This is a genomic window from Streptomyces sp. NPDC014727, assembly GCF_043083485.1.
Classification (GTDB): Bacteria; Actinomycetota; Actinomycetes; order Streptomycetales; family Streptomycetaceae; genus Streptomyces.
Genome location: NZ_JBIBYR010000006.1, coordinates 1 through 22,282, shown reverse-complemented (window position 1 = coordinate 22,282; position 22,282 = coordinate 1). Strand labels below are relative to the sequence as shown.

Genomic DNA, 22,282 nt, shown 5'->3' with positions numbered 1-22,282 from the left:
AGCTCACGTGGCCCATCGGCCTCACTGCCGACGCACTGCCCGGTCACCGAAGCTGGAGATATTCACCGGACGCGTCCCGAACTCCGGCGAAGGGCGGTGGACGGTACTGGCGGCGATCGACGAGGGCGTACCCGCCGCCGTGATCACCACGGCGCTCACCGACCGATTCCAGTCCCGGCGCCCGGGCGAGTTCGCCGACCGGATCCTGCCCGCCATGCGCAGCGAGTTCAACAGGCACGACGAGAAGAGGAGCCGACCATGACTCGCCCGGACGACCATGTGATCGTGCTCTTCGGCGCCACCGGCGACCTCGCCAAACGCAAACTGCTCCCCGGACTGTTCCACCTCGCCCAAGCGGGGCTCCTCCCGGACGGTTACCGCATCGTGGGCTCGGCTCCAGCTCGGCATACGCTGGACGACGATGCGTTCCGCACACACACGCACGACGCGGTCGCCGCCTACGGACCGTCCGAACCGTCCGGACCGGAGTGGCAAGCCTTCGAGCACTCGCTGTCCTTCGCCGCGGCCGACCCCCAGGACCCCGGCCCGCTGCTCGCGGCCGTACAAGCAGCCGAAGACTCCCTCGGAGGGCGGCCACGCAGACTGTTCCACCTTGCCGTTCCGCCCTCCGCCTTCCGGTCCGTCATCGGAATGCTCGGCGACAGCGGGCTGGCGGAGAACGCGAAAGTGATCGTGGAAAAGCCCTTCGGTACCGATCTCGCGTCCGCGCGCACGCTCAACGAGACGATCCACGCCGCCTTCGACGAATCCCAGGTCTTCCGCATTGACCACTTCCTCGGCAAGGAGTCGGTGGACAACATCCTCGCCCTCCGCTTCGCCAACGGCCTGCTCGAACCCATCTGGAACCGCGACCGCATCAGCCACGTGGAGATCGACGTGCCCGAGACACTCGGCCTCGAGGGCCGAGCCCGCTTCTACGAAGGCACCGGAGCCTTCCGGGACATGATCGTCACCCATCTGATCCAGGTCCTCGGCATCGTGGCGATGGAACCACCCGTCTCGCTCGCCGCCCAACCGTTGCGCGACGAGAAGGCCAAGGTCTTCGAGGCGCTGCGCCCCATCAGAACCGAGCACGTCGTACGCGGCCAGTACGACGGCTACCGAGAGGAGCCAGGTGTCGCGCCCGATTCCGCGACCGAGACGTTCACCGCGCTGCGCCTGGAGGTGGACAACTGGCGGTGGGCCGGAATCCCGTTCTATCTGCGGTCCGGCAAGAACCTCGCGCAGCACCGCGAGGTGATCACCCTCGGTCTACGTGAGCCGCCCCTGAGGATGTTCCCTACGGATCTCCCCCGACGGGAACGGGACCGGGGCAACAAGATTGTGATCGACTTCGGCGACCCCGGGTGGATCGCGGCCCGCTTTCTCGCGAAGGAGCCAGGCCCCACCATGCGCCTCGCACCGGCGACGATGGCCTTCCGCTACGCCGACTCCTTCTGCCAGGAAAACGGACTCGAAGGCTATGAACGGCTGATTCTGGACGCCATGCTCGGCGACCAGTCGCTGTTCACCGGGGCCGACGGAATCGAGCACATCTGGGAGGCATCGACCCCCCTCCTCGAGAATCCGCCGCCGCTCCAGCCGTATGCCCCTGGCTCATGGGGTCCCGAACCTGCCGTCAGCGACCTGATCGCACCACACCACTGGTATCTGCCGGACGCCGGCGAGGAGGCCGTCGAGGTCCCGGCCGCTTCCGGCTCGCCCCGGTCACCGAGATGACCGGGGCGAGCGCCCTCGCACACCAATTCCTCACCGTCTATGACCGTCGGGGTCAGCGGGAAACGGCCGGGTCGCGTCTCTCCCAGGGAGTCCGCGCGGCCGCACATGGACGGTCCCGCCGTTCACTGGAATTGCCCCGGCAGCGATCGCCCGTCGGGCATGGGGAATCTCCTGTCGCGTGGGGAGGTTGGAGGGATGGATGGCCCCTACCATTCCGGCCGCGAGCAGCAGCGCGACGAGAGCCAGAATCACCCGCAGCCAGGCATACCGACGAGCGGTGCGTGGGTGCCGCGGGGTTGGGCTCACAAGGGGGCGGCATCTGCCGGCGACGCGCGCGCCATTCAGCGTGTCGACCCCCAACACCGCCCTCTCAGGCTACCTGTGCGGCACGAAGTTGACGCGCTGCACGGGGTTCATGCCGTGCGCGGGATCCGCTGTGCACGACCGTGGAGCCGGAGCGCCGTTACGCACTCGACGATGCCGACCGCGACCAGCCACCAGCCGGCGACCAGGGTGAGCACGGCGATCGAGGTGAACGGCGAGGTGATCAGCACGATCCCCGCGATGAAGGTGACGACGCCGAGGATGGCCTGCCAGCCGCGCGCGGGCATGGTGGGGTCGTGAACGGCGGCCAGAGTATGGGTGATCCCGCGGATCAGCCAGCCGATGCCGATCCACAATGCGAGCAGCAGGATCGACTCCAACCTGCCCCGGAAGCAGAACAGGCCCAGAAGGATCGACAGGGCGCCGCTGATGAAGGCCAGGACACGCAGCGAGGTCGCCCTGTGCGTGCCGAAGGCGGCCGCCAGTTGGAGCGCGCCGCTGAGAATGAGGTAGATGCCGAAGAGGATCCCGGCGACGAGCAGGGACGGGCCCGGCCAGGCCAGGATCACGATCCCCAGGACGAGGGAGGCGATGCCGGTGATCAGGACGACCTGCCAGGCGGTGCGGGAGAGGCGGTGCAGGAACCCCTCGAAGGGTGGCTCCGTGTAGCCGGGGTGCGGTTTCGGCGCGTGCACGTCACCCGCTCCATGGGCGTGGCGGTCGTCGTATTCCGGTCCGCGGGGGGAGCCGCTCGGTGCGTCGGTCATGATCCATGCTTGTACCGGGCACGGGCGCCCCGCGACCTTTGCCGGTCCACCCGGCTGACGGTCGAGGCACGAACCGCGCCGCACGGGGCGCGGTGAACCGCAGGCCGTGTCTAACCGGTTCCCGTCAGCCGGGAACCCGCAGGCGTGCGGCGATAGAGCACTGCCCGTCCGGACCGGGCGCGGGCGACGAGACCCGCTTGGTGCAGCACGCCCAGGTGGTACGACACCGTGGCGGGACTGAGGAAGTGGCCTGCCGCGAGCTGAGCGGTGGAAGCCGGTCGCGCCAGCGCCGCGAGCAGCCCGGCGCGGGTGGTGCCGAGCAGCCTGGCCAACTCGGCGGAAGGGGCGGTCGGCGCCGGGGTCCTGTCACGTGCGGGGTAGGTCAGCGATGGCGGCCTTCGCCCGCCCCGCACCGGGTCCACGGCCACGCCCGGCCCCGGCGCCACCAGCGACGGCACCACGACCACCAGGGGCACGGCCAACGCCACCGTGAACCCGCTCTCCACGCGCAGCGTGCCGTCGGCCCACCGGATGCCGGGGTGCAGCGAGTCGAAGAGTTCGGCAGCGCCGCGCCGCGCCAGCACACCGGCACACCGGTCGACCTCCGATTCGAGGGCGCTCCTCGCGGCCTCCCAGTGCGGGGCGAAGGCCAGGTCCCAGTAGCGCCGCAGTTCCTCTGCGGCCTGCCGGGCGACATGCCCGCCGCCCCGGGCCATCGCCCGCCGTACTTCCGGGAGCAGCTCCGATCCGGGCAGGCCGCTGCCCGGGCGGCCGTCACGCAAGGCCTTCAGCTCGCCCAGGACACGTTCGGGCGGGGTGGAACGGACCCGTTCCAGTTCCTCCTCGACGGTGGGAGCGGGCCCGGACGGGTGCGGACTGAGGAAATCCGGCACATAGCCGCCGCCGTCCAGGGACAGCTCCGACAGCAGCGGCAGCCGTGCCCGGCGCAGTACGCGTCGGGCACGCGCGACCCACGGATCGGCGTTCGGACCCGGGTGCAGGGCCGCGCGCAGGCCCCACGGAAGCAGCGTCGCCGCGACCTCGTGCAACGGCGAGATCGCGAAGCGGGAGCAGGCCAGCCCCGTGGCATCCATGGTGAGTTCGATCATGGCCCCCGCTGTCTCCCGCTCGCCGACCCTTCGAAGCTGCTCGAATCGTGGCACGGAAGCTCGCCTCGGCGGGCCTGCTCGGCCAGTCTGGTGGCCCACGGAGACAAGGGTGCGCACAGGCGCGAATGACACGGGGGGTACGGGGATGCGTGGGACACGGAGCAGCCGGAAGGCACGGGGGACACGGAGGCCCAGACCACTGGCGGCGCTCGCACTGGCCTCCGCCGGTGTGCTGACGCTGTCGGGCACGTGCGCGTCGACGGCGCAGGATCGGGCAGCCGCGGCGCCGACCGGGGGGCTCTCCGGTGCCGCGGCCTGCCCCGACCTGGAAGGCTTCGGCTGCGCCACGCTCACGGTCCCGCTCGACCACGGCGGCGCCGTGCCGGGCAGGCTGCGCCTGAAGGTCGCGATGGCCGACAACACGAGGGCCCCGAAGGGCGTACTGCTGTTCCTGACGGGCGGTCCGGGGCAGCCGGGCGTGCCCTTCGTGAACCGGTTGAGCAAGCGGTTGGCTCCGGCACTGAAGGACTACCGCCTCATCATGATCGACCAGCGCGGCACCGGCGCGGGTGCGTTGCAGTGCCCGCAGCTGCAGCAGGAGATGGGGTCGTCCGATCTCACGCCGCCCTCTGCGCGGGCCGTGACGGGCTGCGCTGCGGCCATCGGTCCGGACCGCCGCTTCTACGGCACTGGTGACACGGTCGCCGACCTGGAGCTGCTGCGCCGGGCGCTGGGCGTGCGGACGATGACGCTCGACGGCGTCTCGTACGGCACGTACACCGCCGAACGGTACGCCCTGGCGTACCCGCAGCACGTGGCGCGGCTGGTACTGGACTCGGTGGTGCCGCAGACCGGATACGACCCGATGGACCGCGCCGCCTTGCGCGCGGCGCCGCGCGTGCTGACGGCGGCCTGCGAGGCGACCGGCTGCACCACGGACCCAGCAGCGGATCTGGCCGAGGTGATACGCAGGTACGACAACGGGGTCGACGTGATCGATGCCCTGACCACCTGGGAGTTCGTGGACCCGAACTACGCGGCGGTGATCGACGCCCTGCACACGGCGGCGGGCGGCGACCCCGGGCCGCTGCGGGGCCTGATCGCGGGTGTACGGCAGGGAAGCGCGGCGAGCGCGGAGGAGCTGAGCCAGGGGTTGCACGCCTCGACGCTGTGCCTGGACGGGCGCTGTCCGTGGGGCAGATCGGACGCCCCGGTGGCGGGGCGCCAGGAGGCGCTGGAAAAGGCGGGCGCGCAGCTGACACCGGCCGACTACGGCCCTTTCGACGCCGCCACGGCGACGGGCCTCGGCTCGATGCTCAGCTGTCTGAACTGGCCGCCCACGCCGGTGCCGCCGCTGCCGCCGGAGCACCGCCGACTTCCAGGTGTACCGGTACTGCTGCTCGGTGGGGACCGGGACCTGTCGACACCGCTGGAGTGGCTGTACGAGCAGAGGAAGTTGACGCCGCGGGCCCGGGTCGTAGTGGTGCCGGGTGCCGCGCACTCGGTGCAGGGGGCGGCGAGCGACGAGGGCCGCCAGGCGGCGATCGACTTCCTCCTGGGCCGCTGACCGGCGGGGGCGCCCGGAAGTTCGGGTGACTGGCTTTGGGCTCAGGCCCCGGACCAGGTGGGGGAGCCGGTCTCGTGCGGCGACGGTGCCAAGGGGCCGCGGCTTGCCCCGCCCAGCCCATGGTCGCCCAGACCCGCCACGCACTCGATCACTACGCCGCCACCTGCGGCCCCGTCCGCGAAACCGCCGCCCCTCTTCGACACCCTCACCGCGGGCTGGTGAAACGGACCGTTCGCTCGCCCCGCGCGGACCTGTATCGGCGTCGAGATCGACCACGCGATTCCGAAACCAGGTCCTGCCAACTGGACCGATATGCGCCCCAAGAGCCTCATCGATGCCATGAGCCGCACCGAGAATGGCGAACACCGAGGAAGCGATCGGCAGATTCAGGCTTTTCACAGACGGTAACGTTCGCTGAAATGAGTGAATTATGAGTGCAAACGCAGCGAAAGAATTAGGACATGCCGGACCATTGCTTGACGGTATCGGTGTGGCGGCCTTGAGCGCTCCCGATCCGGGATCACCATCACGGAAAGTTACTGGGTGACAGTCGTGGGCGACGCCCGACCGTTGTAGACCGACCGGCTCTCTCTGTTCGCGGGCGTCCGCGAATGCTGTGCCATCACGCGTGAATCCGCTTCTCAGCGTCCTCTCAGCGGGCGTCGCCCAGGCTGAAAGAGTCACCGGGAATGACCGCGCACCTTTCGCACCGAAAGGGAGAACCCATGGCCTCCCACACCGCCGCCCCGCCCGTCGTTCCTACGGGAGACCGCACCACCTCGGGGACGGCGGGCACCGTCGGCAGCCTGAACCGTTTCTTCGAGGATGCCTGCGACCGCACGCCGTCAGCCGTCGCCCTCGAATGCGGCCCGCACTGTCTGACCTACGCAGACCTCGACGCCCGAGCCAATCGAGTCGCCCACCACTTGCGCCGTATCGGCATGGGCCCGGGCAGACGCGCGGCTCTGCTGCTGCCTCGGTCCGTGGACATGTACGTGTGCCTGCTGGGCGTCTGCAAGACGGGCGCGGCATTCGTTCCCATCGACCCCGCTGCGCCGCCCGACCGGGTCGCCTTCATCCTGAGTGACGCGGCCGCCACCGCAGTACTGACCACGTCCGCTCTCGCTGCCGGCGCCGCCTGGGCGGGGCTGCGCCAGGTGTGCCCTGTGATCGAGATCGATGCGTGCGCCGGAGATCTCCGCCCGCTGCCGTCCTCACGCCCGGTCGCCGAGGACTGGGGCGCGGACGATCCACTTGCATACATCATGTACACCTCGGGATCCAGTGGCAGGCCCAAGGGAGTGGAGATCACTCAGTCGAGCATCTGCAACTTCCTGCGCGTCGTGTCCCCGATCTACGGCGTCCGGCCGCAGGACCGGGTGTATCAGGGCATGACCATCTCGTTCGACTTCTCCATCGAGGAGATCTGGCCGACCTGGGCGGCCGGTGCCACGCTCGTCGCCGGACCGGACGGTTCAGGACGGCTGGGCGCCGAACTCGCCGACTTCCTGCAGAACCAGGACGTGACTGTCCTGTACTGCGTGCCGACGCTACTGGCGACGATCCCGTACGACCTTCCGCGGATCCGCAGCGTCGTCGTGGGCGGCGAGGCGTGCCCTGCCTCGCTCGTCGAACGATGGAGCAGGCCAGGACGGCGCATCCTCAACACCTACGGGCCGACCGAGGCCACGGTTACGGCAACCTGGCAGGAACTCCGGCCGGGCCGCCCGGTGACCATAGGTCGCCCCCTGCCGACGTACTCGGTCGTTCTCCTCGACGAGCGGCGCCGGCCTGTGCCGCACGGAGCCGTCGGTGAGATCTGCCTGGGCGGTCCGGGCCTTGCCCGGGGCTACGTGGGCCGGCCGGACCTGACCGCCGACCGCTTCGTCGATCACCACCTGGCGCCCGGCGGCCGCCTGTACCGCACCGGAGACCTCGGGAGGATGACCGACGACGGGGAGATCGACTACCTGGGCCGGGCAGACGCCGAGGTGAAGATCCGCGGCTACCGTGTGTCGCTGGACGAGATCGACAACGTACTGCTGGAGGACGCCGGAGTGGCCCAGGCGGCCACCGCGCTCGTGGCCCGGCACAACGGGTACGACGGTGACCGCGCTCTGGCCGCCTACGTGGTGCGCGCCGAGGACGGCGCGATCCCTGACGACATCCTCGCCGGACGGCTGCACGAGCGCCTGCGCCGCTCGCTGCCCGCCTACATGGTGCCCTCGACACTGGACTTCCTCGACCGGCTGCCGGTCATGCCGAGCGGCAAGGCCGATCGCACGCGGCTGCCCGCACCAACCGGCCGCCGGTTCATCGACACCGGCCCCGTGACGCCGGCCCGCGGCGAGTTGGAGACGACGGTGCGCGGCGCCTGGGCGCAGACGCTCGGTATCGCCCCCGAGGAGCTGTCGGCCGAGGCCGACTTCTTCACCGACCTCGGCGGTCACTCCCTGCTCGCTGCCCGCGCCGTATCGCTGCTGCGGGGCCGGGACGGCGGGACCGGCCCGACCCTGCGCGACCTGTACGAGAACCCGACCGTGCGAACGTTCGCGGCACGCCTGCGTTCCTCGGCGAACACGCCTCGCCCGATGGGTCAGGCTCGGCCCGCGCCCCTCCGGCACGGCTGCGCACGGATCGCGCGTGCCGGACTGGCCCAGGCGGCGGCGTTCTACGGGCTGCTGTTCCTGCTCACGGGACCGGTGGCCATCTCCTACGCGCTCAACCACGGCCGGATTTCGGGCTGGGGGGCCGTCGTGTCGACGCTCGCCGTACTCGCCGGTTACACCACCATTCGCTGGCTCGTTCCCCTCGCCCTGGCACGACCGCTGGCGGCGGGCATCAGGCCCGGCCGGTACCCGCTGTGGGGAGCGACGTATCTGCGTCTGTGGGCCCTGGACGTGCTGCTGATCAGCGTCGGCCCCTTGCGAGTACTGAGCGGATCCCCTCTGATGGGCCACTACCTGCGGCTTCTCGGCGCACGCATCGGCCCCGGCGCCACCATCGCCACCAGTTTCATCGGCCTCCCCACGCTGCTGCGCATCGACCGTGACGCCGCGATCGGCTACGGCGCCACGCTGCGCCCTTGGCAGGTCACCGACGGATGGGTCACGGTCGCCCCGATCACCGTCGGAGAGCGGGCGTTCGTCGGCGCCAACGCGGTCCTCGAACCCGGCGCGTGCCTGGGCCCCCGGTCCGGGCTCGGCGAGCAATCCGTGGCAGGCCCCGACGAGGCGGTCCCCGCCGGGGCGCGCCGTGCCGGATCGCCGGCACGCCCGGTGGAGGCGCTCTCCCCGCTCGTCGAGAAGATGCTGAGCACCGGGGCCGGGACGGACCGCTGGCACCCACGGCAGTTGGCCGCCGTCGTGCTCGGCCTGGCCATGCTCGAAGCAGCGGCGGTCGCCATGACCCTGCCGGGCGTCGCCCTGTGCTGGTGGGCCTGGCTGTACCGCGGGCCGGCCGCCGGTCTGGTCGCCACCGCGTTGTCCGGCCCGCTCTTCGTGACCACGGCGTGCCTGATCGTTGCCGTCGGGAAGCGGGCGGTCCTGCGGAGGACACCCCCCGGGATCCACCCGGCCCGATCGGCACTCGGCGTGCGCAAGTGGTTCACCGACAAGTTGCTCGAGCACAGCCTCGTCCTCACCAATTCGCTCTACGCCACGCTCTACACGGCCCCATGGCTGCGGCTGCTCGGCGCCCGCGTGGGCCGCAGCGCCGAGGTCTCCACCGCGGCACACATCGACCCGGACCTGCTCGACCTCGGCGACGGCAGCTTCGTCGCCGACATGGCCGGCATCGGCGTCGCCACCTTCGCGGTCGACCGCGTGGCGTTCGTGCCCACCGAAGTCGGCCGGCGCGCATTCGTCGGGAACGCGGCGCTCGTTCCCGCCGGAACTCGGCTGGGACCGGGCTGTCTGATCGGTGTGGGAACGGTACCGTCCCTGGACCATGTGCCCGCCGGCAGCACCTGGCTGGGCTCGCCCGCACTGCGGCTGCCGGTGCGCCAGAGCAGTGGGAATTTCCCCGAGGAACTGACCTTCCAGCCCACGCGCAGGGCGGTGCTCGTCCGCCTGGCCATCGAGTTCTTCCGCGCCACCATGCCCGCCTCCGTGCTCGCCACCAGTGCCTGCCTCTACCTCCTGGTCCTGGCCGACATCGCCGGCCGGACGGGGCCGCTGGTTCCGCTGCTCGTGTCGCCGATCCTCGCCATGGGCGCGGTGTTGGCCGTCATCGGGTACTGCGCGCTGGCCAAGTGGGTGGTCGCCGGACGGTACCGGCCGCGCGTCGAGCCCCTGTGGAGCCTGTTCGTGCGTCGTACGGAGTTCGTCACCGGCCTGTTCGAGGCGGCCGCGGTCCCGGCCGGTGTAGGTGCCCTGGTGGGGACACCGTTCCTGCCCCCGGTACTGCGCCGGTTCGGCGCCCGCATCGGACGGCGCGCCTGGATCGGCACCACGTACCTCACCGAGTTCGACCTGGTGGAGGTCGGCGACGACGCCGCGATCGGCCTGCACGTCTCACTGCAGACCCACCTGTTCGAGGACCGCGTGATGAAGATGTCGACGGTGACCGTCGGCCCCGGCACAAGCATCGGCCCGCGGACAATCGTGCTCTACGACGCGGTGGTGGGTGCCGGTGTCCGGCTTGGGGCACTGTCCCTGGTCATGAAGGGCGAGCGGCTGACGCCGGGAACGAATTGGCACGGGCTCCCTGCCGAAGGACTCGGCGTGCCGCCCACCGTGCGGCCTGTGCCTGCCGGGCCGACGAAGCAGGTGCGGTGAGGCTGCCATGGCAGCCACCGAGCCCCCGGCCGGGCACCGTCGCCTCGCTCTCGTCTATCGCGGGCCGGCTTCGCTGCCCGGCTGTCCCGAGGCGGTCGCCGGACTCCTCGCCTCCGGTCCGTGGGGCCTGGACGTCCGCTTCACCGGCCCGGACGAGACTTGCCCGCTGTCAGCCGAGTCCTTGTCCCACGCCGTGCTGTACGCCCAGCCCGGCGGGGGCACACTCGCCGCCGCCTGGCGGACTCTGCGTCGGCAGCGCCGACCGATCCGGGACTTCGTCCACGGCGGTGGGCGCTATCTGGGCTTCTGCCTCGGCGGCTACCTCGCCGGGGTCACCCCGGGGTTTGGTCTCCTTCCGGGCGACACCGACCAGTACATCCACTCTCCGGGGGCCACAGTCCACGACGAGGGCAACACGCTGGTCCAGGTGACGTGGCGTGGGCGCCCGCGCACCGTGTTCTTCCAGGACGGCCCCCTCTTCATCCTCGAAGAGAACGCCGACGCAAGGATCCTTGCCACCTACGACAACGGCACCCCGGCCGCCCTCGTGACCCGGTTCGGCAGCGGTCCAGTGGCAGTCACCGGACCACACCCGGAGGCCACGGATGACTGGTACACCGACCACGGCCTGCAGGTTCAGCACACCCTGGACCTGGCCCTGGACCTAGTGGAAGCGGTGATGCAGGGGTGACACCACCGCCCGCCCTGTGGCTCGTGCGCGCGGACACGCCGGTTGCGCCGACGACTTTGGACGCCGGGGAACGGCGGCGGGCCCGCGCCTTCGCCCAGGATGCGGTCCGCGACCGGTACGTTGCCGGGCACGCTGCACTGCGCAGCCTCCTTGCCGCCCGGCTCGGCGTCCCGCCCCGGCAGGTAGCGCTCACTCGCGAGCCGTGCCCGGTGTGCGGCGGTCCGCACGGCCGGCCGACAGTGGTGGGAGGCGCACCGTACTTCTCCCTGGCCTACAGCGGCGGCCTCTGCCTGATCGCGCTCGCCGGCACACCCGTCGGCGTCGACATGGAGCGAATCCCGCCGTCCGACGTCGTGAGCGGACTCGCGGCTGACCTGCACCCGGTGGAGCGGGCCGAGCTCGCAGCCCTGCCCGAGGACGAACGGCCCCTGGCCTTCGCCAGGGCCTGGGTGCGCAAGGAGGCTTACCTCAAGGGCCTCGGCACAGGCCTGGCCCGGGGGTTGTCCATCGACTACGTAGGCACGGGCATGGCACCGGCCGAGTGCCTTGAGGGGTGGACGATCGCGGATGTCGCCGTGGACTCGGGCTGTGTCGCGGCGATCGCCGTCCGTCGCTGTTGACGGCGCACGCGGCCGGTCCGTGCTCCGTACGGCACGAACCGGCCGCGACCGTTGTCAAACAGCCCTCAATTCTCCAGTTGTCCCCACCCCCATCAGCCGAACGGCCGATCGGCTACGCGCGACGTGCGCACCAGGTACTCCCGCTCGCCGAGGTCCGTCTCCCGCCGTCCCTCGGGCCGCCCGCCGACCCGCCGGACGTCGGTTGTTGCCCGCCGGTCGCGGTCGTCGGCGCGCCGCATGCGCTCCCTGGTGTCCCGGTCCCGGCGCTCGTCTCGAAGGATCTTCATCGTTCCTCACCTTGCCTGTCCGAGCCTGTTTGACAATTCCAGCCTGTGACCGCGGCGCTAAGAGGAAGCTGAGAGCCGAACCGATCCTCAGGGTCCTCTCAGTCAAACAGCCGCTGGTCCGGAGCTACGGTGGATGGAGAGGGGCTGCCATGCGGATGCTGATCATCGAGGACGAGCATGCACTCGCCGAGGCCATCGCCGACGGACTTGCCGCAGAGGGCTTCGTCGCCGACCTCGCACACGATGGGGCGGACGGACTGTGGCGTGCTCTCCACGAGCCCTACGACGTGATCGTCCTGGACATCATGCTGCCCGTCCTGTCCGGGTACGAGGTCCTGAAACGGCTGAGGGCCGCCAAGATCTGGACGCCGGTGCTGACGCTCACGGCAAAGGACGGGGAGCACGACGAAGCGGACGCCCTCGACCTCGGCGCCGACGACTACCTGAGCAAGCCGTTCTCCTACGTGGTGCTCGTCGCCCACCTGAGGGCCCTGCTGCGGCGCGGGGCACCCGCCCGGCCCGCCGTGCTCGCCGCCGACGACCTCACCGTGGATCCCGCACGCCGCCGCTGCCGCCGCGGGGACCGTGACATCGATCTGACGGCACGGGAGTTCACACTCCTGGAGTATCTGCTCAGGCACCCCGACGAGGTGATCAGCAAGACGGACATCCTCACCCACGTGTGGGACGAGCACTTTGACGGCGACACCAACATCGTCGAGGTGTACGTCAGCTACCTCCGGCGCAAGATCGACGCCCCGTTCGGCCGCTGCACCATCGAGACCGTCCGCGGTGCCGGCTACCTGCTGCGCAGCGGTGCGAGGTGACGCATGGCCGCCGGCGTTCGGTCCTGGTGGGCCCGTCGGTCGCTGCGGCTGCGACTGACCGCCGCCGCAGCCCTGGTCATGGCCGTCGCGCTGACCGGGGCTGCCGTGCTGCTCGCCGTCTGGCTGCACACCAGCCTGATCAGCGGTCTCGACCAGACCGCCCTGCAGCGCGCCCAGGTCGTGGCAGCGAGCACGGACAGCGACCGGATCCCCGTGGAAATACCCGTCACCAGCCACGGAGAAGTCGCGGTGCAGATCGTCGGCAGCAAGGGAAACGTGCTCTCCAGCTCGGCGAATCTGCGTGACCGGCCGCGGGCGTTCGCCTTTCCGGCAAGCGAGTCCGGCAACCCGCGGGCCCACACCGTCCACGACATTCCTGTGGGGTACAGCGGGACATGGCGCGCCGTCGGTGTCCCCGCCGGCACGGCCCGCAACCCCATGTCCGTCTACGTGGCCGTCTCCACCGAAAGCGTGGACCACGGTCTGGCCCAGCTCGCCACCGGTCTGGCCACCGGCGTGCCGGCAGTCATCGCCCTGCTCACCGCAGTCGTGTGGCAGCTCACCGGACGCGCGCTGCGCCCCGTGGATGCCATGCGCGCCCAGGCCGCCGAGATCACCGCGTCGGACCTCAGTCACCGCCTCGGCGAACCGCCCGCCGACGACGCGCTCGGGCGGCTGGCCAGGACCTTCAACGACCTGCTGGCCCGTCTGGACACGGCGACCCAGCGGCAGCGAAGATTCATCGCAGACGCCGCCCACGAGCTTCGCAGCCCCCTCAGTACCCTGCACACTCGTCTGGAAGTCGCCGCCCACCATCCCGGTTCCGCCGACTGGCGGACCCTCGCCCCCGGCCTGCTCCACGAGACCGAACGTCTCACCCGGCTCGTCGACAACCTGCTCCAACTCGCCCGACTGGACGCCCGGCCCCAGCCGCAGGCGCGCCCCGTCGACCTGGACGACATCGTCTTCACCGAGGTGCGCGAGGCTCGCCGCCGCACCTTGCTCGTCATCGACCAGCGCACCGTCGGCGCGGCACGCGTGGCGGGCGATGAGGACGCCCTCGTCCGTGTCGTACGCAACCTGCTGGACAACGCCCTGTGCTACGCCGCCACGCGCGTCGACGTCAGCCTCCATAGCCGCGACGGCACCGCGCAGCTGGTCGTCGCCGACGATGGCCCTGGCATCCCCGAGGCCGACCGGGGGCGCGTCTTCGGACGCTTCACCCGCCTGGACGACGCCCGCGCCCGTGACACCGGCGGCACCGGCCTCGGCCTCGCCATCGTCCGTGACATCGTCAGGGCCCACCACGGCAGCACTCGCATCGAGGACAACCGGCCCGGCGCCCGGTTGGTCGTGCTGCTGCCGACGGAGAACCGGTGATCGCTGTCGAGGCCGCCGCCGACCCGCCCAGGGTTGTCCCGTATGTCAAGGGGCCCAGACAGGTTTCCGAACGACACAGGGGGACGGCGTCCCGGAGTCACAATTCGACACGTATACCAGACATACCGCCTGCCGGGGTACGAGCATCCCGGGGAAATCACGCCCAGAGAAAACCCGGGTGCTCGCACTTCAAACATGGAATTTCGGACGTTCTTTTTCCGAAACTCGCAGAGAGAGGCGGCCCCATAACGCGTCCGAGCAGAAAAGAAGTTGACAGACGCAGTCAGGGAAGTGAGTCGTTGACTGACCCCTTTCGATCATGCAATCATTCGAATGCACATCCCGTATCCGCTTTTCGTACACCTTGCACCAGTATTCGAACACGCCAGGCGCGTTGGAGGTCGGCGGGCCTGTACGTCAGGCCGGGCGCCATCGCCCTCTACGAGCCGTCACTACCTCGAAGGGGGCCCATGCAGTTCAGGATTCTGGGGCCGCTCGAAGTCGTGGACGACGGCAGGCGCATAGATGTCAGCGGGCAGCGTCAGCGCACGGTTCTGGCGATGCTGCTTCTCGAATCGGGACGTGTCGTCTCCAATGACCTTCTGGTGGAGGCCATATGGGAGCGGAAGCCCCCGGCGACGAGCCGCACGCAGGTACAGATCGGCATCTGCGCGCTGCGGCGCATGCTCCCCGCGGGGCCCCACTCCGGCCCCATCGTGACCCGCTCGCCCGGCTATCTCTTACGGATGGCCGACGGGCAACTCGACCTCCATGCCTTCGAGGAACGGGTCGCCGCAGGCAGAAGGGCCGCTGCCGCCCAGCAACCCCAACAGGCGGTAAAAGAGTTACGGGCCGCGTTGGAGCTGTGGCAGGGACACGCCCTGACCGATATCAGCAGCAAGCCGGTACGGGCGAAGGCCGTCCAACTCGACGAGCGCCGCCTCGCCGTACAGGAACAATGTCTTGAACTCGAACTGCGGCTCGGCAATCACCACCGCGCCGTGAGTGAACTCGGCGCTCTGGTCGTCGCCCACCCCCTCCGGGAACGCCTGCGGGTGCTCCTGATGACCGCGCTCCACCGCGCGGGACGGCAGGCCGAGGCCCTGGACGCCTACCGCCAGGCGCGGGCGGCCCTCGTCGAGAGGCTCGGCATCGAGCCCGGCGCGGAACTGCAGCGACTGCACCGCATGATCCTGGCAGGGGAAGAGGAGTGGGGCACGCCACCCCGGATCCAGCCCTTCATCATGGTGACGGAGGACGCCGCCCAGCCGAACGGGCCCGGCAGCGGCCCGGCGGTCCTGGAAGTTCCGGCGGTTCCGGCACTTCCGGCGCACAAGATTCCGCGTCTGCTGCCCGCCGATATCGCAGACTTCACCGGCCGCGCGCGAGCGATCCAGCGCATTCTGGCCGCCTCCACCGGCACCGACGCACCCCGAACCGTCGTCCCCGTCACCGTGATCACGGGCCGGGGTGGCTCCGGCAAGACAACCCTGGCCGTACATGTCGCTCATCGGCTCGCTCCGGACTACCCCGACGGGCAGCTCTTCGCGAAACTGTCCGGCGCCCCGGGCCACCCGACGAGCGCCGCCGAGGTGCTCCGGCGTTTCCTGCGCGCGCTCGGGGTGACCGACGAAGCCGTTCCTGGCAGCGTTGAGGAGCGCGCCGAGATGTACCGTGACCTGCTGGCGAAGGGCCGAGTCCTCGTCGTCCTGGACGGCGCGGCATCCGAGTGCCAGGTCGCCCCGCTGCTCCCCGGGTCGTCCGGATCACGGGTACTGATCACCTCGTGGCGGCGTTTCACGGGGCTGCCCGCAGACACCCGCATCGAGCTCTCCCGGTTCCGGCGGGAGAGCTCCGTGGAAATGCTGATGAAGATCATCGGCCGGCGGCGGGTCGCCGCCGAACCGCTGGCCGTCGAGGAGCTCTGCCGTGCCTGCGACGATCTGCCGCTCGTGCTGCGCGCGGTCGCCGCACGTCTGGCCGCCCGGCCGCACCGGACCGTGGCGGACGCCGTCGCCCGGGCCGAGGCGGTGGACCGATGCGCCGATGTGGACCGCCGCCCGGACGAGCTGCGCCACGTGGAGCAGGCGGTCCGCACGTGCATGACCCCGGCTTACGGGGCGCTCAGTCCGGAGGCCCAGCGGGCCCTGCGCCGACTCGCCCAGTTGGAGATACCCGACTTCGCCCCCTGGATCGGCGCCCCTCTGCTCGAATGTGAACCGCATCGCGCCCAGGACCTGCTGGACGAGCTCACCGAGTCCTACCTGCTCGAAGCTGTGGTGGACCAGGCGTCCAGAGCCGTCCGGTACCGTTTCCCCGCCTTCGTACGGGCCTTCGCCCTGGAACGCCTGGCGGCGGAGGAGTCGCCGGACGAGCAGCGGGCGGCGCTGCGGCGCGTTCTCGACACCTTGGCGTATCTCACCGGAGAAGCGCAGCGCCGCGGCGGGTACGGGGACCCGCCCGTACCGGATGAGCCCATCCGCTGCCATGCGATGCCGCGGAGCCTGGTCGACCGTCTGCTGGCGGACCCGTTCGCCTGGTACCAACAGGAGCGCGCCCAGGTGGAGGCAGCGGGCCGACAGGCGGCCGAAATCGGCCTGTGGAGCATTTCCTGTCGCCTGGCGAGCAGTTCGACGGCGCTGGCCCGGAAGTGATCCCTCCTCGGGTGGCAGCACGACGGTTCGGCCGTAGGCACCGATTCCCTTTCGCCGGCTCGATATCGGCACGCAGCCCGTCACGGCTGTCCTGCTGACAACCCCTCCGGCGGTCCCGCACAACTCCCGGGGAACCTCGACGGGCTCCAAGGGAACGACGCGCCCGGACGCGATTCAATCTTCCGTTCATATACAAGGCGGGCGTGCGCTTATTTAGCTCTATTGCTTCCCTAAATTTACGCTAAGGAAGTGATCCAAAACCTTCCCGATCGTTAAAAGGTGCAGGTCAGGCGCTAATCACGAGGGTTGACCGGTCCTGATGCGCCTCTCTAATGTGACAGCGCTCCTCCATGTCCCATGCAAATAATCCCGCAGTTCTTTGCAGCGTTCACAGGTTCTCTTCGGCGATGCGCATACGCACTGCTCGGTGTGCTCTTCAAGAAACCGCGACCGCGTTTCGTTTTTATTGGACCTTTAGTGGACCGGTGAGAAGGGCGTCATCATGGACGGCATCCCCACGACCGACGAGAACGCCGCAGACGACGCGCGTACTGGAGCCGGAACGAGACCGTCCTCGGCCGGCCGGCTCCGCGCCAGGCCGGATGAGCGCGGTCCGCTTTCTTTCGGCCAGCAGCGGCTCTGGTTCCTCGACCGCTGGCTCGGGGACAACGCCGTCTACAACATTCCGGTCGTTCTTCGCTTCACGGGCCCCTTGGACGCCGCCCGCCTGACGGCCGCCGTCACTACGGCCGCAGCTGGTCATGACGCCCTGTACACCGTCTTCGAGGCGGACGGGAACGGGGAGCCGCGCCAGCGGTTGCTGGACACCCGTGAGACGGACTGCCCGCTCGTCGACCTCACCGGCCTCGCACCCGCCGACCGCGTCCGCAGCGCTCGGGAGGCCGTCGAGGCGGATGCCCGCAGGCCATTCGACCTGGCCCGGGATCCGATGCTGCGTGCGTCGCTGTACCGGCTGTCCGAGGACGAGCACTGGTTGCAGCTGACCTTCCACCACATCGCCTGCGACGGCTGGTCGCTCGACGTGTTCCAGCGTCGGCTGAACGAGGCGTACCGTTCCGGCGGCGGGTCGGTCGGGCCACTGCCGGTCCAGTACGCCGACTACGCGTTGTGGCAGCGCGAGACGCTGCGCGGTCCTCGTACGGAGAAGGCGCTGGCGGCCTGGACGGACGCGCTGGCCGATGCTCCGGCCGTGCTGGACCTCGGCACGGACCGCCCCCGTCCGGCTGAGATGAGCTATCGGGGCGAGACGACGGACTTCCCACTCACCGAAGTGTCCTCGGCGGCGCTGGAGGCGTTCGCCGCCGAGGAGAACGTCAGTCTGTACACGGTGATGCTCGCCGCCTTCCAGGTGCTCGCCGCGCGTCACTCGGGGAGCAGTGATGTCGTCGTCGGTTCGCCGGTGGCGGGCCGGGACAACGCCAAGCTCAACGATCTGGTCGGCTTCTTCGTCGACACGCTCGTCCTCCGGGTGGACCTGGGGGACGACCCCGGCTTCCGGGAGCTCGTGGCGCGCTCCCGCGCGTCGCTGCTGAGCGCGCTCTCCCGCAGCAGGGCCCCGTTCGATCTCGCCGTGAAGCAGTTGCACCCCGAACGGTCACTGAGTCACCACCCGATTGTGCAGACGCTTTTCGCCTTCCACGAGGAGGAGCCGCTGGAGCCCTTCGGTGAGGGGCTGAGCGTCGAGCGTTCCATGGTGGCCACGGGGACCGCGAAGTTCGACATCACCTGGTCGGTGTACCGGCGTCCGGGCGGGCTCCATCTCCAGGTCGAGTACGCGACCGACCTGTTCGACGCCGACACCATCCGTACCCTGGTGGACCACTGGCAGATCCTGCTCGGTCAGATCCTCGCCACGCCCGATCTCCCGGTGAGCCGACTTCCGCTCATGGGGCCCGCCGAGCGGCAGTTGGTGGAGTCGTGGGCGGGTGACGGCGGAGAACTCCCGGTCGGCGCGATCCACGAACTGGTCATGCGCCGGGCACGGGAAACCCCCGACGCCGTAGCCGTCGTCCACGAGGACACCACCCTCACCTACACAGAACTCGTCACCCGCGCCGCCCGGATCGCCACACTCCTGACCGAACACGGCGTGGGACCCGAGGTCTGCGTCGGGATCTGCGTCGAACGATCCCCCGACACCGTGATCACCACCCTCGCCGTCCTCATGGCCCACGGCGTCTACGTCCCCCTCGACACCGCCTTCCCCACCGACCGCATGCACCACATGCTCACCGAAGTCAACGCCACCCTCGTCCTCACCCACCAACCCACCCACACCACCGTCCCCCACGGCCCCTGGCACACCCTCAACATCGACACCCTCCAGACCACCACCCGCCCAACCCCGACCACACCCTCGCCCACCTCCCCCCACACCTCGACCCCGACCACGCCTGCTACATCATCTTCACCTCAGGATCCACCGGACGCCCCAAAGGCACCACCGTCACCCACGCCAACGTCACCCGCCTCTTCAACGCCGTCCAACAACGCCTCCCCTTCGGCCCCGACGACACCTGGACCCTCTTCCACAGCTACGCCTTCGATGTGTCGGTCATGGAGATGTGGGGTGCCCTCACCACCGGCGGACGCCTCGTCGTCGTCCCCTACCTGACCAGCCGGGACTCGGAGGCGTTCTACGCACTCGTACGCGACCGTTCGGTCACCATGCTCAGCCAAACCCCTTCTGCCTTCCGCCAGTTCGAGACGGTCGATGCAGTGGAGGGCGGGGAACTGGGGCTGCGGGCAGTGCTGTTCGCGGGCGAGGCGCTGAACCGGGCCTCGGTGCGCCGCTGGGGTGCCCGTCACGGTTACGCCTCGCCGCTTCTCATCAACCTGTACGGCATCACCGAGACCACCGTGCACGTGACGTACACCGAGGTGGACGAGGACCAGCTCGACGGTACGTTCAGCCGGATCGGCAGGGCGTTGCCCGACCTCCGTCTTTACGTCCTGGATCCGTCGGGTGATCCGAGTCCGATCGGTGTCATCGGGGAGCTCCACGTCGGCGGGCCCGGCGTGACACGTTGCTACACGGGCCAACCGGCGCTCACCGCACAGCGTTTCGTGCCGGATCATCTCGGCCGTGCGCCGGGAGCCCGGCTGTACCGCAGTGGGGACCTCGCCCGCTGGACATCCTCCGGCGACCTGGAATACCTGGGCCGGGCCGACGCCCAGGTGAAGGTGCGCGGCTATCGCATCGAACTGCCCGAGATCGAGGCACGACTGGGCCGGCGACCCGAGATCCGGCAGGCCGTCGTGGTCGTCCGGGACGATCTCGGCGGCCACACGGACCTCGTCGCCTATCTCGTACCGGAGCCGGACGCCGACCGGCCCACCACCAGCGAACTCCGCGACGCCCTCGCCGGCGACCTCCCCGACTACATGATCCCGAGGAACTTCGTCTTCCTCGACTCCCTCCCGCTCACCCCGCAGGGCAAGCTCAATCACCGGGCTTTGCCCGCTCCGACGAGCGAACGCCCTGACCTGACAGCCGAGTTCATCGCTCCGCTGCCCGGGACGGAGGAACTGCTCGCGGGGATCTGGAGCAGCGTTCTGGGCGTCGACCAGGTCGGCCGCCACGACAACTTCTTCGACCTCGGCGGCGACTCCATCCGCAGCATCCAGGTGCTGGGACTGGCTCGTGCCCAGGGGGTGGGCTTCGAGCTGCAGGACCTCTTCCGCACACCCACCCTGGCGGGGCTGGCCGAGGCCGCCTCGACCCAAGCGGTATCCGAAACCCCGCAGCGCGACCGTGAGCCGTTCTCCATGGTGAGCGCCGAGGACAGGGCGCGTCTGCCCCAGGGCCTCGTGGACGCCTATCCGATGGCGGAACTCCAGGTCGGCATGATCTACGAGATGGAGCTGGACCGTGACCGGCTGCCGTACCACAACGTGGACAGCATGCGTATCAACGGCCGGTTCGACGAGCGCAGCTTCAAGGAGGCGCTCCGCCTCGTCGTGGAACGCCACCCGATACTCCGTACGTCCCTGGAGCTGAGCGGCTACAGCGAGCCGCTCCAGCTGGTGCATGCCACGGCGGGGATGCCGTGTGTGGTGTCCGATCTGCGCGCACTCGACGACGAGGCGCAACAGAGGGCGATCGCCGCATACGTGACCTTCGAACGCTCCCACGTGTTCGACCACTCCCGGCCGCCGTTGCTGCGGTTCGGCGTCCACTGGCTCTCCGACGATGCGTTCCAGTGGACGGTGACCGAGCACCACGCCATTTTCGACGGCTGGAGCCTTCACTCCACGCTCGCCGAGATCACTGGCCTCTACCACCGACTCGCGACCGGTGCGGGCACGGTCGCCGCCCTCGACCCGCCGGAGTCCGCGTACCGCGATTTCATCGCGGCGGAACGGGAGGTGCTGCGCTCGAAGGAGAGCGAGGCGTTCTGGCTGGAGCGGCTCACGGACCGGCCCACGGGCCGGCTCCCACGCTGGCCGGACCGGCACGACGCCGGGCTGACCACGCCCGAGCGCGAGAACGAGTGGCGGGTGCTGCACACGGCGGAGAAGCACGGCTCGATCGAGACACTGCTACCGGCGGAGCTGTGCGACGAACTGCTGGCGCTGGCCAAGCGTTGTGGGGTGCCGCTGAAGTCCGTGATGCTGGCAGCGCATCTGCGGGTCATGAGTCTGGTCACCGGAAGCGCGGACGTACTGGCCGGGCTGTCGTCCAACGGACGGCTGGAGGAGGCCGGGGCGACCGAGGTGCGGGGGCTCTTCCTGAACACCGCCCCGTTCCGGCTGGAACTGCCGGAGGGCAGTTGGCTGGACCTCGTACGCGCGGTGTTCGAGGCCGAGCAGGACATGCTGCCCCATCGCAGATACCCGCTGGGGGCGCTGCAGCGTCGTATGGGCGGCGAGGCCCTGTTCGAGACCAGCTTCGTGTACAACCACTTCCACGTGCTCACCGACGAGTTCGGTGAGGGTCGTCTGACGATCGTGGACGGGAAGATCGACAGCTTCAGCACGCTGCGTGCCGAGCCGACCAACTTCCCGCTGAGTGTCGGCGTGATCCGCAATCCGTATTCCACACGGCTGCTCCTGAGTCTCGACTACCACCTCGGTGTTCTGGTCGAGGACCAGGTGGCGTTGATGCGGGACTACTACGTGCGGGTGCTGGAGTCGATGGTCTCCGAACCGGACACCGCGTTCGGGGACGTCATCCTGCTCGGCGACACCGAGCGGGAGCTGGTGGAGTCATGGGCGGGTGACGGCGGAGAACTTTCGGTCGGCGCGATCCACGAACTGGTCATACGCCGGGCACGGGAAACCCCCGACGCCGTAGCCGTCGTCCACGACGACACCACCCTCACCTACACACAACTCGTCACCCGCGCCGCCCGGCTCGCCACACTCCTGACCGAACACGGCGTGGGACCCGAGGTCTGCGTCGGGATCTGCGTCGAACGATCCCCCGACACCGTGATCACCACCCTCGCCGTCCTCATGGCCCACGGCGTCTACGTCCCCCTCGACACCGCCTTCCCCACCGACCGCATGCACCAC

At 69.8% G+C, this 22,282-nt stretch carries 13 protein-coding genes and 1 pseudogene; 11 read left to right on the top strand and 3 right to left on the bottom strand.

Going from position 1 to position 22,282, the window contains the following annotated elements:
* Positions 1-7 precede the first annotated feature (7 nt).
* Both ACF1B9_RS12015 and zwf read left to right on the top strand, forming a co-directional pair.
* A complete protein-coding gene (locus ACF1B9_RS12015; RefSeq protein WP_391744449.1) occupies positions 8-262 on the top strand; it encodes a hypothetical protein in 255 nt (84 codons plus the stop codon).
* On the top strand, positions 259-1,740 hold the full coding sequence (gene zwf / locus ACF1B9_RS12010) for a glucose-6-phosphate dehydrogenase (RefSeq protein WP_391744450.1): 1,482 nt from the start codon (positions 259-261) through the stop codon (positions 1,738-1,740). Before ACF1B9_RS12015 ends, zwf begins: the two co-directional genes overlap by 4 nt.
* Before the next feature lie 413 nt (positions 1,741-2,153).
* Here zwf and ACF1B9_RS12005 read toward each other — a convergent pair whose 3' ends face one another.
* Positions 2,154-2,831 (bottom strand): HdeD family acid-resistance protein, encoded by a 678-nt coding sequence (locus ACF1B9_RS12005; protein ID WP_391744452.1) that lies wholly within the window; start codon positions 2,829-2,831, stop codon positions 2,154-2,156.
* A 110-nt stretch (positions 2,832-2,941) separates the two neighbouring features.
* Positions 2,942-3,940: a helix-turn-helix domain-containing protein gene (locus ACF1B9_RS12000; RefSeq protein ID WP_391744453.1), complete on the bottom strand. Its 999-nt coding sequence runs from the start codon at positions 3,938-3,940 to the stop codon at positions 2,942-2,944.
* Positions 3,941-4,169: 229 nt separating this feature from the next.
* On the opposite strand from ACF1B9_RS12000, the gene ACF1B9_RS11995 reads away from it, so the two are divergent.
* From ACF1B9_RS11995 to ACF1B9_RS11980, 4 genes are all read left to right on the top strand, one after another.
* Entirely contained in the window at positions 4,170-5,507 is a 1,338-nt protein-coding gene (locus ACF1B9_RS11995) for an alpha/beta fold hydrolase (protein WP_391744454.1), read from the top strand.
* Positions 5,508-6,232: 725 nt separating this feature from the next.
* Positions 6,233-10,285 carry a Pls/PosA family non-ribosomal peptide synthetase gene (locus ACF1B9_RS11990; RefSeq protein WP_391744455.1) on the top strand — a complete coding sequence of 1,351 codons (4,053 nt, stop codon included), beginning with the start codon at positions 6,233-6,235 and terminating at the stop codon, positions 10,283-10,285.
* 7 nt (positions 10,286-10,292) lie between these two features.
* Entirely contained in the window at positions 10,293-10,976 is a 684-nt protein-coding gene (locus ACF1B9_RS11985) for a BPL-N domain-containing protein (protein WP_391744456.1), read from the top strand.
* The gene (locus ACF1B9_RS11980) at positions 10,973-11,596 is read left to right on the top strand and encodes a 4'-phosphopantetheinyl transferase family protein (RefSeq protein ID WP_391744457.1); all 624 of its coding nucleotides are present in this window, start codon (positions 10,973-10,975) and stop codon (positions 11,594-11,596) included. The genes ACF1B9_RS11985 and ACF1B9_RS11980 overlap by 4 nt, the downstream gene beginning before the upstream one ends.
* A 92-nt stretch (positions 11,597-11,688) precedes the next feature.
* Here ACF1B9_RS11980 and ACF1B9_RS11975 read toward each other — a convergent pair whose 3' ends face one another.
* Positions 11,689-11,883: a hypothetical protein gene (locus ACF1B9_RS11975; protein ID WP_391744459.1), complete on the bottom strand. Its 195-nt coding sequence runs from the start codon at positions 11,881-11,883 to the stop codon at positions 11,689-11,691.
* Positions 11,884-12,032: 149 nt separating this feature from the next.
* Between ACF1B9_RS11975 and ACF1B9_RS11970 the strand changes: the two genes are divergently transcribed.
* The 5 genes and pseudogenes from ACF1B9_RS11970 to ACF1B9_RS11950 form a co-directional block, all read left to right on the top strand.
* The gene (locus ACF1B9_RS11970) at positions 12,033-12,710 is read left to right on the top strand and encodes a response regulator transcription factor (RefSeq protein WP_361458729.1); all 678 of its coding nucleotides are present in this window, start codon (positions 12,033-12,035) and stop codon (positions 12,708-12,710) included.
* A 3-nt stretch (positions 12,711-12,713) separates the two neighbouring features.
* On the top strand, positions 12,714-14,090 hold the full coding sequence (locus ACF1B9_RS11965; RefSeq protein WP_391744460.1) for an ATP-binding protein: 1,377 nt from the start codon (positions 12,714-12,716) through the stop codon (positions 14,088-14,090).
* 470 nt (positions 14,091-14,560) lie between these two features.
* A complete protein-coding gene (locus ACF1B9_RS11960) occupies positions 14,561-16,744 on the top strand; it encodes a BTAD domain-containing putative transcriptional regulator (RefSeq protein WP_391744461.1) in 2,184 nt (727 codons plus the stop codon).
* A gap of 502 nt (positions 16,745-17,246) precedes the next feature.
* A pseudogene (locus ACF1B9_RS11955) lies at positions 17,247-20,537 on the top strand (amino acid adenylation domain-containing protein); the annotation flags it as partial.
* Positions 20,538-20,590: 53 nt separating this feature from the next.
* The coding region (locus ACF1B9_RS11950) for a condensation domain-containing protein (protein ID WP_391795908.1) at positions 20,591-22,282 on the top strand (1,692 nt) is incomplete at its 3' end.